Below are 15,541 nucleotides of genomic sequence, written 5' to 3' on the forward strand. Positions count from 1 at the left end.
GTACTCCGGCTTCAGGCCGGCAGAAGGCCGGCAGCCGTTAGCAGGCGCAGGGGTGTCGGCCAGCCGGCTGGTGTCAGCGTCTGGTATACGTCAGGATGTATTGCTTACCCGCACGGCTGTAGCGGAAAGAAAGGTTGGTCTCGGTGAGCTCCGTTATCTGGTGCTTGCCCCGCAGGTCGTTATCAATGTCGAGGATCAGCAGCCGGTCCTTTTGTTGCAGCCGCCAGGTTCCTTCCAAAACTTGGGACACAGCCGGCTTGCAGCGCGAAAGGCCTTCATCATACAACAGCCGGTCGGCCTCCTCAAAACGCAGAAAATCGTCCTGCTCACAGGAGCTCAGCTTCGCCTCCTGCTGCGTGGTGCCGTTACGGGGTATCGTGCCACCGCTACGCAGCCAGTCCTTGCCTATCAGCAGGCTGTGGTCATCTTCCTGCGGGGCGTCCTCCTTCGTGCAGGCCCCAAGCAAGGCAACAGCCGCCAGGCAGAGTAGTAGCATGGGGTTCATACGCAAGAGAGAAGTGGCGGTAGAGTCAGTTGCGGCGGGCGTGTTAGTAGCGTTGGCGTAGCTGCATCCAAGCGGTAGCAGACCGATTCAGGGGCTGTATCGGGGGTGGCAGGTGGGCCGTTTTTGTTTCAGCACGGAAAGCGTTGTTGCAAGGAATAGAACTGGGAAAATACTGCTGCTACCGTGGCTTGAATGCGGAGCATCCGAAATCAGCATGCTGAATAAGTCCCATTATTTGCTCCAAATTTTATCTTTTGTGCACAACCCTGCAATACCTGGAAACAGGTATTTTCAACTACTGGCAACGTATTATTTCCACTTCGGTGTAGCCCTCCAGCAGGTTCTAAGCAGCCGCTTCTAAACCAGCGCAACACCGGCATATCGGCTGATGTAACGGACGCCTTAACGCGTCTGTCGCCAGCTCCCTGGCAGTCCACACGCCCTAAGGGGGCTAGGCGCAATGCGCCTGGTAGCTGCGGCCCAGCCGCCTGCCTTTTGCGGGCCGCGAAGTTGTTAGCGGCCCGATTTCCGGCCGCGGCTGCAACCCAGTTCACGAGCTTTAAACAGGCTTATTATCTACCTTTAGCTCATGGAATTACTTATTATTCTACTACTGGTATTGCTCAACGGCGTGTTTTCCATGTCGGAAATTGCGCTTATTTCCTCGCGTAAGGCCAAGCTGGAAGCACAGGCCAAGCAGGGCAGCCGCCCGGCCCAGGCGGCCCTGGCACTGTCTCAGCAGCCCACCCGCTTTCTCTCTACCGTCCAGATCGGCATTACGCTTATCAGCATCCTGACGGGCGTGTTCAGCGGCGCGGGGCTTACCACCCAGCTTGAGGCAGTTATTGCCCGCGTGCCCGTGCTGGCCCCCTTTGCCCACAATATGGCGGTGGTCCTGATGGTTATCTTCATCACCTACCTCTCGGTGGTGATTGGGGAGCTGCTACCCAAGCGGATCGGCCTGACCAACCCCGAGGCCATCATCAAGTTTATGGCCGCGCCCATGGCGCTGCTTTCCCGGCTTACTTCCCCCTTTATCTGGCTGCTAACCGTTTCCAGCGACTTTCTCATCCGGGTTCTGGGCATCAACACTCAGGAAAGCCCGGTAACGGAGGAGGAAATCAAGGCCATGATCCGGGAAGGAGCGACGGGAGGAACGATTCAGGAAATTGAGCACGACATTGTGAAGAACGTCTTCAGCCTGGGCGACCGGCGCCTGGGCTCGCTCATGACCAGCCGCCAGGACATAGAGTGGCTGGACCTGGAAGCCGACCTCGACACAACCCGCCAGACGGTGCTTGCCCGCAAACGCTCGGCCTACCCACTTTGCCAGGGCAGCCTGGACGAAGTACGGGGCATGGTGTACCTGAAAGACCTGGTAAGCGAAATACCGCTGGATACGCAGCTGCTACGCCTGCACGAGCTGCAGCGCGAGCCGCTGTTTATGCCCGCTTCGAGCAAAGCCTACCATGCCCTGGAAATGTTCCGGCTGCGGCGCGTGCACCAGGCCATTGTGGTAGATGAGTTTGGCGGCGTGGTGGGCATGGTAACGATTGATGATATCCTCGACGCACTGGTAGGCGACGTTTCGCCCGATGCGGAAGGCAACCCCGCCATTGTGGAGCGCACCGACGGCTCGTTTCTCATTGATGCACAGCTGCCTTTCGCCGAGTTTGTCGAGCGTTTCCATATTCCGGTGGCGGCGCGGCGCGGCCTGACGGGCTTTCATAGTGTCGGCGGCTTTGCGCTGCATATTCTCAACTCGCTGCCGCGTGCCGGCGAGCATTTTACCTGGGAGGGTCACTACTTCGAAATCGTGGATGTAGACCGCAGCCACATCGACAAAATCCTGTTCAAGCCGAAACCCGATTAGCGGCCGCCGCACCAATCTGCGCCGCCGGGCCAGCAGCCAAGCCGGGCGTCAGCTACTCAGAACTTCATGCGCTGAATCCGCACCGCGTTCAGAATGGCCAGCAGGGCCACGCCCACATCGGCAAACACCGCTTCCCACATCGTGGCCAGGCCGCCCGCGCCCAGCGCCAATACCACGCCTTTCACCACAAAGGCCAGCCAAATGTTCTGCCAGACGACGGTGTGGGTGGCGCGCGCAATGCGGCGGGCGGTGGCAATCTTGCTGGGGTGGTCGGTCTGGATAACTACATCGGCCGTTTCAATGGTAGCGTCGGAGCCCAGGCCGCCCATGGCAATGCCCACGTCGGCCAGGGCCACCACGGGGGCATCGTTCACGCCGTCGCCCACGAAGGCCAGCTTGCGGCCCGCATCCAGGTACTGCTGCACGTAGCGGGCCTTGTCTTCGGGCAGCAGGCCGCCGTGGGCTTCGGTAATGCCCAGCTCGGTGGCCACGCGCTGCACAATGCTGTCCTTGTCGCCCGAAAGCATGACGAGCTTGGTAATGCCGTCGGCGCGCAGCTCCTGCACGGCGCGGGCGGCGTCGGGCTTGGGCGCGTCGGCCACGGTGAGGTAGCCGGCATACTGCCCGTCGAGGGCTACCACCACGATGCTATCAACTACGGCATCTACCTCGGCCGGGTAGCTTACACCAAACTTGCGCAGCAGCTTGGTGTTGCCGGCCAGCACGGTGCGGCCGGCCACCTGCCCGCGCAGGCCGTGGCCGGCAATTTCCTCTACGCTTTCCACCGCCGCCGTGTCGGCGGCCGTGGGGGCCGCGTGCTGCACCACGGCCTTGGCAATGGGGTGGGTTGATTTGGTTTCGAGCGCGCCGGCCAGCCGCAGCAGCTCGGCCGCCTCGGTGCCGGGGGCCGTTACCACTTCGCGCACCGCAAACACGCCTTCGGTGAGCGTGCCGGTTTTGTCCATTACCACGGTGTCAATCTCGCGCAGCACATCCAGGAAGTTGGAGCCCTTGAACAGGATGCCGTTTCGGGAAGCTGCCCCGATGCCGCCGAAGTAGCCCAGCGGAATGCTGATAACCAGCGCGCAGGGGCAGGAAATAACCAGAAACACCAGCGCCCGGTACAGCCAGTCGCGGAACACATAGTCATCGACCACCACCATTGGCACCAGCACCAGCAACACGGCCAGCAGCACCACAATGGGCGTGTAGATTTTGGCGAAACGGGTGATAAACTGCTGGGTTTTGGCCTTGCGCCCTACCGCGTCCTGCACCATGGCCAGTATGCGGCTGAGCTTGGTATCGGCAAAGGCAGCCGTCACGCGCACGCGGGCCAGCGTATCGAGGTTTATCATGCCGGCCAGCACGGTTTCGCCGGGCTGCTTGGTCTGGGGGGCCGATTCGCCGGTGAGGGCAGCCGTGTTGAAGGAGGCCAATACGCCTTCCAGCGTGCCATCGAGAGCCACTTTTTCGCCGGGTCGCACTTCCATCAGGTCCTCCAGCTGCACCTCCTTCGGGTCGATAACCAGGCTCTGCCCGTCGCGGAGCACGGTTACTTCCGTGGCCTGAATTTCGAGCAGGGCCCGGATGCTGCGCTTGGCCCGGTTCACGGCCGCATCCTGAAACAGCTCGCCCACGGTGTAAAACAGCATTACGGCCACGCCCTCGGGGTATTCGCCAATGGCAAATGCGCCGAGCGTAGCCAGGCTCATCAGCAGAAATTCGTTGAACACATTACCCGTGGGCAGGCTGACGGCCGCCGCCCGCAACACCTTCCAGCCCACCAGTAAAAACGCTACTCCGTACCACAGCGGCCGCACCAGCCCCACAAAAAACGGCACATCGAAGTAGTCCAGCGCCAGGCCGCCCAGCAGCAGCGCCAGGCTAATGGCTGGCCACAGGTAGGGCCACTCGCTGGCCGGACCATGGTCGTGTCCGTGCCCATTGTCGAGGCCATCGTGCGAGTGGCCGGCGTTCTCATCGACCGATTCGTTGTGGTGGTCGGCGTTATCGGTGGGCGGGTGGTCCTGGCCTTGGGGGGCGGTGGCGGCTTCGGGCGTGAGTTGCTCGCGGTTGAGAGCCCCAACGTTGGCCAGGTCTACCTGCTTGGCGGTGTTGAGCTCTTCATCGGTGTTATCGGAATACGGGTCGGGCATCGGAAACGGGGCTAAAGGGAAACCGGCAAATCACCGGGCAGCAGGTATCAGAACGAACAGGTGCCCCCAGGGTTATCCTGCCATGCAGGGCAACCCCGGGGGCACCTATAACGGTAGCCCGGCTGGGCCGGGCTTCGCGGCCCTACGCGGGGCGGGCCTCGAAACCGGCCTCCTGCACCAGGGCTACCACCTGCTCGGCAGACAGGTCGCCGTTGACGGTGAGCACTTTGTTGGGGGTATCGGTATCAACCTGCCAGCTGCTGATGGCCGGCTCGCCGTTGAGCGTGGGCGTGATGGCGCGCACGCAATTGGCGCAGTTAATGGTGGTATTGAAACGAAGCGTGGACATAATTGAAACAGGTAAAAGTGAAGTTGGCCAAACCAACCGATGGTATCTACTACAAGAATACGGCCCTAAACAACGAGCAGTGGTACAGGATTCCCCGGAAAACCAGCAAAACCCGGGGCTGGGCCGCACCCGACACCCGCCGCGCCACTGCCCCGGCCGCCGAATATTGTAGGCCTGGAAAGGGAATCGTGTACATCTTTCGGGCATCCTTCGGGCCGGTTTCGGGGTTTAATAGGAAAGCCCCTGCTGCGGGCTTTCCTTGTCTTATCTGCCTTATCCAAACTGCCTTGTCTACTCCTGCTGCCACTTCCGCTGCCCCGGCCAGCACCTCGCCCGGCGCGCCTCCCCGCACCGAAACCCTCCACATCGAGGGCATGACCTGCGCCTCGTGCTCCAACTTTGTGGAGCGGGCCCTGAGCCGCACGCCCGGCGTGCTACGGGCCACCGTAAACCTGGCCGCCGAGAAAGCCACCGTCGAGTACACCCCTGGCCAGATAGACCACGCCGGGCTGAAGGCGGCCGTGGAGCAGGCCGGCTACCAGGTATTCGAGCCCCAGGCCCCGGCCGCCCCCAACGTGTTGGCGGCCGATGAGGAACTGGCTGAGCGCAAAGCCCGCACCTACCTCGACCTCAAGCGCCGCTTTCAGGTGGCGGTAGTGCTGGCCGTTATCATCATGCCGCTGAGTATGCTGATGCTCTGGCCCGCGCTGATGGCCCGTATTTCGATGCCGGTGCTCAACTACGGACTGCTGCTGCTCACGCTGCCCGTGCTGCTGTACAGCGGCCGCGAGTTCTACGTATCGGCCTGGAACGGGCTGCGCCACCGCACGGCCAGCATGGATACGCTGATTGCCGTGGGCACCGGCGCGGCTTTCCTGTACAGCTTGGCCGCCACCGTGGCACCCGGTTTTTTCCAGCGCCAGGGCCTCGCACCCGATGTGTACTACGACACCACGGCCACCATCATTGCCCTGATTCTGCTGGGCAAAGTGCTCGAAAGCCGGGCCAAAGCCAAAACCTCGGCCGCCATCAAGGCCCTTATCGGCCTGCAGGCCAAAACGGCCCGGGTGCTGCGCGGCGGGCAGGAAGTGGATGTGCCGCTGGAGCAGGTGCGCCACGGCGACGAGGTGCTGGTGCGCCCCGGCGAGAAAGTGGCCACCGACGGCCTCATCCTGGAAGGCCGCTCGGCCCTCGACGAATCGATGCTTACGGGCGAGAGCCTGCCGGTGGAGAAATCGGTGGGCGACCAAGTGTTTGGGGCCACCATCAACAAAACCGGCTCCTTCCGCTTCCGCGTGAGCCAGGTGGGCACCAACACGGTACTGGCCCAGATTGTGAAGCTGGTGGAAGATGCCCAGGGCAGTCGCGCCCCCATTCAGCGACTGGCCGATAAAATCAGTGCCGTATTCGTGCCGATAGTGATTATGCTGGCCATTGCCACGTTTGTCGTGTGGTTTGCGCTGGCCCCGGCCGGGCAGCGGCTGCCGCTGGCGCTGGTCAATTTTGTGGCCGTGCTCATCATTGCCTGCCCCTGCGCGCTGGGTTTGGCCACGCCCACGGCCATTATGGTGGGTACCGGCCTGGGCGCCCGCCACGGGGTGCTCATCCGCAACGCCGAAGCTCTCGAAAAGGCGTACCAGGTGGATACCGTGCTGCTCGATAAAACCGGTACCATTACCAAAGGCGAGCCGGCCGTCACCGAGTTCATCACCGCGCCGGGCACCGCGCCGGCCGCCCTGCTGCCGCTGCTGGCGGCGGTAGAGCGCCGCAGCGAGCACCCGCTGGCCGCCGCCGTGGTGCGCTATGCCGACCTGCAGCAGCAGCAGGTCCGGACAGCCCCGGTCGAGGCCACCGATTTTGTGGCCCACGAGGGCCGGGGGGCCGGGGCCACGGTGGCCGAGCAAACCGTGCTCATCGGCAACCGCCGCCTGCTCGATGAGCACAACATTATGCTCGGCTCCGAGCTGGAGCTGGCCGCCGATGGGCTGTTGGCCCAGGCCCGCACCGTGCTGTATGCCGCCGTGGCCGGCCGGGCTGTAGCGTTGGTGGGCGTGGCCGATACCGTGCGCGACACTTCAGAAACTGCCATTCGCCAACTACAAAGCCAGGGCCTGGAAGTGGTGATGATGACCGGCGACAACCACCAGACGGCCGAAAAAGTGGCCGCCCAAGTAGGCATCAGTCGCTTTTACGCCGAAGTGCTGCCCGCCGACAAGGCCGGCAAAGTGCAGCAGCTGCAGGCCGAGGGCCGCACCGTAGCCATGGTGGGCGACGGTATAAACGACGCGCCCGCCCTGGCCCGCGCCGACCTGGGCCTGGCCATGGGCGCCGGCACCGACGTGGCCATGGAAGCGGCGGGCATCACGCTTATGCGCTCCGACTTGCAGGGTGTGGCCACCGCCATTGCCCTCTCGCGCCAAACGGTGCGCACCATCCGCCAGAACCTGTTTTTTGCCTTCATCTACAACGCGCTGGGCATCCCCATTGCGGCGGGCCTGCTCTACCCCTTCACGGGCTGGCTGCTCTCGCCCATGCTGGCCGCCGCCGCCATGGCCTTAAGCTCGGTGTCGGTGCTCACCAATTCGCTGCGGCTGCGGGGTTTTTCAATTGAAAAATAAAAGTAAAAATGGATGCTTCTCAAATCATTGTTACGCTGCTCGGTACGGGCCTGATTGGCTTTGTGGGGTGGTTTTTCTTTGCGGCCCCGCACCGGGTGGCTACGGCCGTAGCGGATGGCGGCGGGGTGCAGCAGGTGGCTATTCAGGTGCAGGGCGGCTACTCGCCCGATGTGATTGAGGTGGCCCTGGGTCAGCCGGTGCAGCTCCACTTCTACCGCAACGAAACGGCCGGCTGCTCGGAGGAGCTGTTGCTGCCCGACTTTGGCATCCGGCGCGAACTACCGGCTTTCCAGACCACCACCGTGGAGTTGCGGCCCGATAAGCCGGGCACCTACCCATTTACCTGCGGCATGGGGATGCTGCGCGGCAGCCTGCTAGTGCGGTAGCGCGGCGGCCCGTTGCCGGGTATCTGCCGCTTGCCACACCCTCGCTCCACACTAAACCCACCCCTCCGATGACGTATAAAACCCTGCTTTACCAAGTGCCGATATTGATACTTAGCCTGCTTTCCCTCGCCGGCCGGCCGCCCGCAGCACTGGGGGCGCCCACTCAGCAGCCCCCTCTGCCGGCCGGCCCGAGCCGGCCCGATATACCGCCAACGACAGGCGTTTTGCGGCTGGTAACGGCCGACGGTCGGCCGGTTGATTTAAACAGGTTCCGGGGCAAGGCCGTGTTCGTGAACCTGTGGGCTACCTGGTGCGCGCCCTGCCGGGTGGAGATGCCCGGTATCGAGGCCCTGGCTGCGCGCACGGATACCAGCAAAGTGGCGTTTGTGCTGATTTCACTGGACAAAAATCCGGATAAAGCCCTCAAATTCATGCAGCGCCAGGGGTTCCGGCTGCCCGTGTACTTCCCGGCCGCGCCCCTACCCCCGCCCTTCAACTCGACAACAATTCCCAATACCGTTATTCTGAGCCCCAGCGGGCAGGTGGCGGCCCGTTACGAAGGCTTGGTCGAATACAACACGCCCGAATTCAGGGAGGCCCTGGAAAAGCTGGCGGCGCAGCCATAAGCTGCGGCAAAGTGGTTTACAGCGCTTTTGGGGTGTAATTGGAGTGCTAGAGCAGCCTGCTGCATCCGGTTGTGGGTGAAGGGCTTACTCTGGCTCATTTTTTGGCTTTAGCGGCAGGACAGCTCCTAATTAGGATAATACTGGCAGGAAACTTACCTTTCCTCATGCTCCGTTCTCTGCTATGGACTTTTCTGCTGACAGGCCTGCTGTTGCGGCCGGTAGCCGGACAGGCGCAGAGCCCGCAGACGCTGCCGTTGCAGCAGGCCCTGGCCCGCGCCTCTACCGACACGGCCCGCGTGCTGCTGCTGGCCGATTTGGCCGCTACGTTCCGCTACTCGCGCTTCGACTCGGTGAGCTTTTATGCCCGGCAGGGCCTGCGCCTGGCCCGCCGGCTGGGCTATACCAAGGGTGAGGGACGTTGCCTGTCGCGGCTGGCCATTCTGCCCGGCGAGCGGGGCAACCTGCCGGAGGCGCTGCGCCTGAACCTGGCCGCCCTGCACCTCAACCAGGAAAGCCACGACCTGGAAGGGACTGCCCGCACGCTCAACCAAACCGGGCTGCTGTATTTCGCCCTCGACGACTACCGGCCCTCGTTGCGGTACTCGCTGCGGGCGCTGGACAGCTACCGGCAGGCCGGCACCACCGATACGTCGCAGCTCATCAGCGTAATTGCCAACCTGGGCGCCAGCTACGAAGGCCTGCGCCGCTACGATTCGGCCGCCTTTTACCTCAACAAGGCCTGGCAGCTGACGGCCCGCCACCGCCCCCGGGCCTGGAGCTGCTGGGGCAACCCCGCCCCGTATGTACTGCGCGAGCTGGGCCTGCTGCAACTGGCCCAGGGACACCCGCAGGCCGCCCGCGCCTACTACCGGCGCAGTGCCCAGGCGGCCGCACCCGAAAACGACCTGCGCAGCGTCAGCCGGGCTTTTCAATACCTGGCCGAGCTGCATAAGCAGCAGAACCGGCCCGATTCCAGCATCTGGTATGCCCGGCGGGCGCTGGCGCTGGCCGCCAACCTGCCCTACGTGGTAGGCGTGATGCGCAACAGCGCCCTGCTGATGGAGGCCTACGAAGCCCGCCAGCAGCCCGATAGCGCCCTGTACTACACCCACGTACTGCTGGCCGCCCAGGACAGCCTCTTCAACCCGCGGCGCATCAAGCAGCTCGATGCCATTGCCTTCAACGAGCACACCCGCTTGCTGGAGCTGGAGGCCGAACGTGGCCAGCTGCTGGCCCGCATCCGCACGGGCGCGCTGCTGGCCGGGGCCGGGCTGCTGCTCGTGGCGCTGCTGCTGCTGTGGCACCGCCACCGCCAGCAACAGGATGCCACCCGCCGCCTCGAAGTGTTGCACCGGCAGCTCAGCCAGCAGGCCAACGAGCTAACTACCCAGCGCGACAACCTGGTGAAGACGCTGAAAGAGCTGAAGATAACGCAGGGCCAGTTGGTGTTACGCGAGAAAATGGCGTCGTTGGGCGAACTAATGGCCGGTATAGCCCACGAAATCCAGCGCCCCGTAAGCCTGCTACGGCGCTACGCCGCCGCCAGCACCGAGCTCTGCGACGAGATACGCCAGTATATAACGCAGCTGTGGCTGCCGCCCGGCCAGCAGGCGCTGGCCGATAAGCTGCTCGACTCGCTACACCAGAACCAGGCCCATATTATGCAGTACAGCCAGCGGGCCGAGTCGGTGGTGCGCGGGATGCTGGAATACTCGCAGGGCGGCGGCGGAGCCCGTCAGCACACCGACCTCAATGCCCTGGCCGAAGAGTACCTGCGGCTGGTGTACCACGATATGCGAGCCAAAAACCGCCATTTCAGCGCCGCCCTGCTCCTCCACCCCGACCCAACCCTGGAGCGCGTGATGGTAGTGCGCCAGGATCTGGGCCGGGCGCTGGTGGGCGTGTACAGCGCCGCCCTGCAGGCCGTGGCCCAGCGCCAGTACCAGCCCGACGAAGACTATGTCCCTCAGATTGAGCTGACGACCCGCCGCACCGCGGCCAGCGTGGAAATACGGGTGCGCGACAACGGGGAAGGGCTGTCGCCCGAAACGCTGGTTACCTTGTTCCAGCGCTTTCCGGCCGGGGCCGAAACCGGCCTGAGCCTGGCCCTGAGCCACGACCTGATTACCCGCGGCCATGGCGGCACGCTCAGCGTGAGCAGCCAGCCCGGTCGCGGCACCGAGTATCTCATCGTGCTGCCGTTGCCCGTAGGATAAAGCCCTTTTCGGGATTTGTAGTCAAGCTTATCGACATCATGTAGCCTTTGTCCTGTTTCGCTATCGAACCAGTGTTGTATATGAAGCTGTTTTGAAAGTCAAAAGGACGTCATGCTAAGCGCAGCCGAAGCATCTCTACCGCTTCGTTGTGGTCGTTTAACGAAGCGGTAGAGATGCTTCGGCTGCGCTCAGCATGACGGTGTGATTGATTCCAGGTACTTCCTAAACAGCTTCTATCTTTGAACACGCACCCGTACAGGTTGAATTCTATTCAAAGCCCTAAGTAAAAGGCCGATTAATCAGGTAACAGAATACCATACTTTATCGGCCGCATATTAGCCGGAGCGCAGCCTTTTTTATGGCGGATGCCCGCATGTTACTTTTCTGGTTCTAGGGAGGACAAGGGCCGGTCGAGGCCGTTCAATAAAAACTCGCGCAGGCGGTTAACGTGATTTTTGAGTTCGGCAATTCGTTCGAACTGGGAGTTGCTGGTGCCGGCGCTGGTACCGGGCTGGGCGGCCAGGGTACGGAGTAGGTTTTTGCGCTCCTCCATCATGCGCAGGGCCACCCAGAGCGTTTCTTCCAGCCCCTGACGCGAATCGTCGAGCAGCGTGCCCAGGGTGAAAGCGTGGCCCGTATGGCAGCGGAAGCGCACCACATTGCCCTCATTGAGCTGCCAGAGGCTGCCGCCGCAGCCAGGGCAGGTGAAGGGCACGGGCCTGCCGAGCTGGGCCACCTCCTCGGTGTTGCCCACCACGCGCTCGGCAATGGCGGCCTCCAGCCTGATATCCTCGGGAACACTCCCTGCGGCCGGCGGGGGCGTTTCGTGTACCAGGCGGGTTAGCAGGGCACCCATTTCGGCCAGGGGAGCCACGTAGTCGACGGCAACGTTGTTGAGGGCGCTTTCGGGCATACTGGAGAATTCGGCTTCGAGGGGGTCCTGCACCACGGCCCGGCCCCCGGCCCGCTTGATTTGGTCGAGGCCGGCCGTGCCGTCGTGCAGCAGCCCCGTCAGGACCACGCCCACCACGGCGGCCCCGTGGTAGGCGGCGGCCGAGCGGAACAGCGCATCCACGGCGGGCCGGAAGTTGTTTTCGCGCGGGCCCTTGGTTACCAGCATCTGCCCGCTCTGCACCAGCAGATGGCGGTCGGGCGGGGCCAGGTAGAGGTGGCCGGCTTCAAGCGCCTGTCCGTCGGTGGCCAGCGCGCAAACGAGGCGGGTGGCTTTTTGCAGCCGCCCGACCAAGTGGGGGCCCGAGGAGGTGGGGGCCAGGTGCTGCACGATTAGCACGGCCGCCGGCAAGCTGGCCGGCAGTTGGCTTACCAACCGTGTGAGCGCACCCATCCCACCCGCTGAAGCACCAATAACAATCAGATAAACCGGACTTTGTAGAATCATAAAAACGACTAAGCAGGCGCGAAGAAGCCCCCGTGGCTTCTTCGCGCCTGCTTTGGTATACGTAGCCCCCCACCTGCCTTGTTATCGTTGAGCTCACCAAGCCCGGGCTTGCCCCCGCCCCGGCCTTAGCTACGGGCTCCTGGCCGCGAAATGCGAAACTCCTGCGGGCGCTGCTTAATTTCGGGCTTGGCCGGCCGGCTTACTGTTCCCGGCCCACGCCCGCTGCCATGGCCGACACCGCTCAAACCTACCCCGAAGAGCCCGAAAACCAGGAACCCGCCGCCCCGATTGGCATAGCTGCCCCGCCGGTTGAAAGCCAGGTAAGCTCCCGCCAGTTGCGCCTGGCTCAGAGCCAGGAAAACACCACCGATAAGTTTCCGATTGTGGGGCTGGGCGGCTCGGCGGGCTCCTTGCAGGCCTTCGAAGCCATTTTTCGGGCCCTGCCGCCCTCCCCGGGCATGGCCTTCGTGGTGGTGATGCACCTGGCCCCCGACCAGCCCAGCGAGCTGCCGGCCGTGCTGCAGCGCTTTACACACATGCCCGTGCATGAGGCCGCCGACGGCCTGAAAGTGCGGCCCAACCACGTGTATGTAATTCCGCCCGACGCCGACATGAGCATGCTGCACGGTACGCTGCTGCTGTTTCAGCCCACCCAGGCCCGGGGCCGCCGCCTGCCCATCGATTTTTTCTTCCAGAGCCTGGCCAAGGATGCGCGCGAGCGGGCCATCTGCATCATCTGCTCGGGCATGGGCTCCGATGGCACCGTGGGCCTGAAAATGGTGATGGAGAACTTTGGAATGGTGATGGTGCAGAGCCCCGAAACGGCCGAGTACGACTCCATGCCCCGCTCGGCCATTGCCACCGAGTTTGTAGACTACGTGCTGCCCGCCGGCCAGTTGCCGGCCAAGCTGCTCGAATACATGCACAAGCCGCTGTTTGCCCGGCCCCGCCGCGAGCAGGCCGAATCGGACTCGCAGCCGGCCCACGCGCTGCAGAAAATCTTTATCCTGATCCGGGCCCAGACCGGCCACGATTTCAGCTTCTACAAGCGCAACACCGTGTTTCGGCGCATCGAGCGGCGCATGAACGCCCACCAGATTCACGAGTTTCCGCAGTACGTGCGCTACCTGCAGGAAAACCCCGCCGAGGTAGAAGCCCTGTTCCGGGAGCTGCTGATTGGCGTAACCAAGTTCTTCCGCGACCCCGAGGCCTACCAAGCCCTGCAGCGGCAGCTGCCGCCGCTGCTGCGCTCCAAGCCCACCGACAGTACCGTGCGGGTGTGGGCGCCCGGCTGCTCGACCGGCGAGGAGGCCTACTCGCTGGCCATGCTGCTGCTCGAAAGCCTCGACGCCATCGACCCGGCCCGCTACCTCAAAATCCAGATTTTCGCCACTGATATCAACCCGGCGGCCATCGATTTTTCGCGCGCCGGCCTCTACCCGACCAACATTACGGCCGATGTAAGCCCAGAGCGGCTGCAACGCTTTTTTGTGCGCCAGCCCGATGGCAGCTACCAGATAACCAAGGAAGTGCGCGACGTGGTGATTTTCGCGGTGCACAACCTAACCAAAGACGCGCCCTTCACCAAGCTCGACCTGCTGTGCTGCCGCAACCTGCTGATTTACCTGTCGGCCGAGCTGCAGAAAAACCTGCTGCCCGTTTTTCATTACGCCCTCAACCCCAGTTCGCTGCTGTTTCTGGGACCCAGCGAAAACCTGACCGGCTACCAGGAGCTGTTTATTCCGCTTGATATGAAGTGGAAGATTTCGCGGCGCAACGACGCCTCGCCTTCCATTACCCGGCTCGTCAATTTTCCCTTCGCCCTGTCCCAGCATTCGGCTACGGCGGCGGGCAACGTCACTGCTATGAGTACTTCCTTGCCCCGCAAAAGCGGCCCTTTCGCGGCCCTGGTCCAGAAAACGCTGCTGCAGCAGTACACGCCCCCGGCCGTCATCATTAATGTCCGGGGCGAAATTCTGTACGTGAATGGCCGCACCGGCCGCTACCTCGAACCGGCGCCTGGCCTGGGCGGGCTCAACCTGTTTGAGATGGCCCGCGAGGAGCTCAATTACGAGCTGAGCGCCGCCGTGCATAAGGCCAGCACCACCCGCCAAACGGTGGTGGCCGAACGGGTGCGGGTACAAACCGAATCGGGTTTGCAGCTGCTGCGCCTCACGGTGCATTTCCTCGAACAGCCCGAGCAGCTGGCCGGCTTGCTGCTGGTGGCTTTCGAAGATCAGCCCACACCCCGCAAAATGCGCACGGCCAACATTAGTACCTCCCCTGAAAGCCGCGACGCCGCGGTAAGCACCCTCGAAAAGGAACTGCAGTATACCAAGCACCGCCTGCAAACCACCATTGAGGAGATGGAAAGCAGCCTCGAAGAGCTGAAGAGCACCAACGAGGAGCTGCAGAGCGCCAACGAGGAGCTGCAGAGCACCAACGAGGAGGCCATGACCAACAAGGAGGAAATGCAGAGCCTCAACGAGGAGCTGATGACCCTGAACATGCAGTACCTGAGCAAAACCGAGGAGCTGAGCCAGGCCGCCAACGACATGAAGAACCTGCTCGATGCCACGGAAATTGCCACCATTTTCCTCGACAACGACATGGTTATCAAAGGCTTTACGCCTTCCATGACCCGCATCATGCACCTGCAGCCCGCCGACGTGGGCCGGCCCATTACGCACTTTGCCAGCAACCTGCGCTACGCCACCCTGGAGCAGGACGTGCGGCAGGTAATCGACCGGCTCACCACGGTGGAAGCCACCATTGAAACCACCGGCAACGAGTGGTTCTCGATGCGCATTCTGCCCTACCGCACCCTCGACAACTACATCAGTGGGGCCGTGCTCACCTTCACCGAGGTATCGGACATGAAGCACCTGGAGGCCCGGCTGCGCGAAAGCACCCGTCTGGCCGAAAGCATCATTGAAACCATGAATGAGGCCCTGCTGGTGCTCGATTCTGAGCTCCGCATCCAGACCGTGAGCCAGACGCTGGCCCAGCAGTTCCAACTCGATGCGTCCCGGCTGCGCGGCCAGCCCCTGGCGGCCCTCGGCCCCGCCGGCTGGAATCTCACCCCCCTGCACGAGCAGCTACGCGCCCTGCTCAACGGCTCGGGCGAGGCCTTCGACAACCTGCACCTGCCCGGCCCGAAAGGCGGCCGGCCGGTACGCGCCTTCGCCCGCCTGCTGCTGAGCGCCGGCCAGCCCACCGGCCACGTGCTGCTGGGGCTGGAGGAAGTTGCCGGGTAGCGAGCTGCTCATGGTGGTATCTTTATCTTGAAGCTGTTTAACCCACGTTGGGGAGGGCGTTGTAGGGGCGGGGCTTAGCTGCGTCCGCCGTTGAACGATTACCGTTAGGGCGGTGCGCACGGCGGGCGGGGACAACCGCAGGACAGCGCAGCTAAG

10 protein-coding genes are annotated in these 15,541 nt (G+C 63.1%); 6 read left to right on the forward strand and 4 right to left on the reverse strand.

Annotated elements, in window-relative coordinates; translation table 11 throughout:
* Positions 1–73: 73 nt before the first annotated feature.
* Positions 74–505 (reverse strand): hypothetical protein, encoded by a 432-nt coding sequence (locus J7E24_RS15115; RefSeq protein ID WP_215138958.1) that lies wholly within the window; start codon positions 503–505, stop codon positions 74–76.
* 589 nt (positions 506–1,094) lie between these two features.
* Between J7E24_RS15115 and J7E24_RS15120 the strand changes: the two genes are divergently transcribed.
* Positions 1,095–2,378, forward strand: coding sequence for a hemolysin family protein (locus tag J7E24_RS15120; protein WP_215138959.1), 1,284 nt, complete (start codon positions 1,095–1,097; stop codon positions 2,376–2,378).
* 56 nt (positions 2,379–2,434) lie between these two features.
* Here the strand turns inward: J7E24_RS15120 and J7E24_RS15125 are convergent, their stop codons facing one another.
* The gene (locus J7E24_RS15125; RefSeq protein ID WP_215138960.1) at positions 2,435–4,534 is read right to left on the reverse strand and encodes a heavy metal translocating P-type ATPase; all 2,100 of its coding nucleotides are present in this window, start codon (positions 4,532–4,534) and stop codon (positions 2,435–2,437) included.
* A gap of 142 nt (positions 4,535–4,676) precedes the next feature.
* On the reverse strand, positions 4,677–4,883 hold the full coding sequence (locus tag J7E24_RS15130) for a heavy-metal-associated domain-containing protein (protein WP_215138961.1): 207 nt from the start codon (positions 4,881–4,883) through the stop codon (positions 4,677–4,679).
* Between the two features lie 287 nt (positions 4,884–5,170).
* On the opposite strand from J7E24_RS15130, the gene J7E24_RS15135 reads away from it, so the two are divergent.
* The 4 genes from J7E24_RS15135 (at position 5,171) to J7E24_RS15150 (ending at position 10,729) form a co-directional block, all read left to right on the forward strand.
* Positions 5,171–7,501: a heavy metal translocating P-type ATPase gene (locus J7E24_RS15135; RefSeq protein ID WP_215138962.1), complete on the forward strand. Its 2,331-nt coding sequence runs from the start codon at positions 5,171–5,173 to the stop codon at positions 7,499–7,501.
* 8 nt (positions 7,502–7,509) lie between these two features.
* Positions 7,510–7,887 carry a cupredoxin domain-containing protein gene (locus J7E24_RS15140; RefSeq protein WP_215138963.1) on the forward strand — a complete coding sequence of 126 codons (378 nt, stop codon included), beginning with the start codon at positions 7,510–7,512 and terminating at the stop codon, positions 7,885–7,887.
* A 68-nt stretch (positions 7,888–7,955) separates the two neighbouring features.
* On the forward strand, positions 7,956–8,513 hold the full coding sequence (locus tag J7E24_RS15145) for a TlpA family protein disulfide reductase (protein ID WP_215138964.1): 558 nt from the start codon (positions 7,956–7,958) through the stop codon (positions 8,511–8,513).
* A 164-nt stretch (positions 8,514–8,677) separates the two neighbouring features.
* Positions 8,678–10,729: an ATP-binding protein gene (locus J7E24_RS15150; protein WP_215138965.1), complete on the forward strand. Its 2,052-nt coding sequence runs from the start codon at positions 8,678–8,680 to the stop codon at positions 10,727–10,729.
* A 376-nt stretch (positions 10,730–11,105) separates the two neighbouring features.
* Here the strand turns inward: J7E24_RS15150 and J7E24_RS15155 are convergent, their stop codons facing one another.
* Entirely contained in the window at positions 11,106–12,128 is a 1,023-nt protein-coding gene (locus tag J7E24_RS15155) for a chemotaxis protein CheB (protein ID WP_262898878.1), read from the reverse strand.
* A gap of 227 nt (positions 12,129–12,355) precedes the next feature.
* Between J7E24_RS15155 and J7E24_RS15160 the strand changes: the two genes are divergently transcribed.
* Positions 12,356–15,385, forward strand: coding sequence for a chemotaxis protein CheB (locus J7E24_RS15160; RefSeq protein ID WP_215138967.1), 3,030 nt, complete (start codon positions 12,356–12,358; stop codon positions 15,383–15,385).
* Positions 15,386–15,541: the final 156 nt, after the last annotated feature.

The organism is Hymenobacter sp. ISL-91 (genome assembly GCF_018613725.1).
In the GTDB taxonomy this organism is placed as follows: domain Bacteria; phylum Bacteroidota; class Bacteroidia; order Cytophagales; family Hymenobacteraceae; genus Hymenobacter.

Excerpts from the sequence above, each read along its gene's own strand:
- J7E24_RS15160 (WP_215138967.1), top strand. The coding sequence starts at position 12,356 with ATGGCCGACACCGCTCAAACCTACCCCGAAGAGCCCGAAAACCAGGAA.
- J7E24_RS15140 (WP_215138963.1), top strand. The coding sequence starts at position 7,510 with ATGGATGCTTCTCAAATCATTGTTACGCTGCTCGGTACGGGCCTGATT.
- J7E24_RS15130 (WP_215138961.1), bottom strand. The coding sequence starts at position 4,883 with ATGTCCACGCTTCGTTTCAATACCACCATTAACTGCGCCAATTGCGTG.
- J7E24_RS15120 (WP_215138959.1), top strand. The coding sequence starts at position 1,095 with ATGGAATTACTTATTATTCTACTACTGGTATTGCTCAACGGCGTGTTT.
- J7E24_RS15145 (WP_215138964.1), top strand. The coding sequence starts at position 7,956 with ATGACGTATAAAACCCTGCTTTACCAAGTGCCGATATTGATACTTAGC.
- J7E24_RS15155 (WP_262898878.1), bottom strand. The coding sequence starts at position 12,128 with ATGATTCTACAAAGTCCGGTTTATCTGATTGTTATTGGTGCTTCAGCG.
- J7E24_RS15125 (WP_215138960.1), bottom strand. The coding sequence starts at position 4,534 with ATGCCCGACCCGTATTCCGATAACACCGATGAAGAGCTCAACACCGCC.
- J7E24_RS15150 (WP_215138965.1), top strand. The coding sequence starts at position 8,678 with ATGCTCCGTTCTCTGCTATGGACTTTTCTGCTGACAGGCCTGCTGTTG.
- J7E24_RS15115 (WP_215138958.1), bottom strand. The coding sequence starts at position 505 with ATGAACCCCATGCTACTACTCTGCCTGGCGGCTGTTGCCTTGCTTGGG.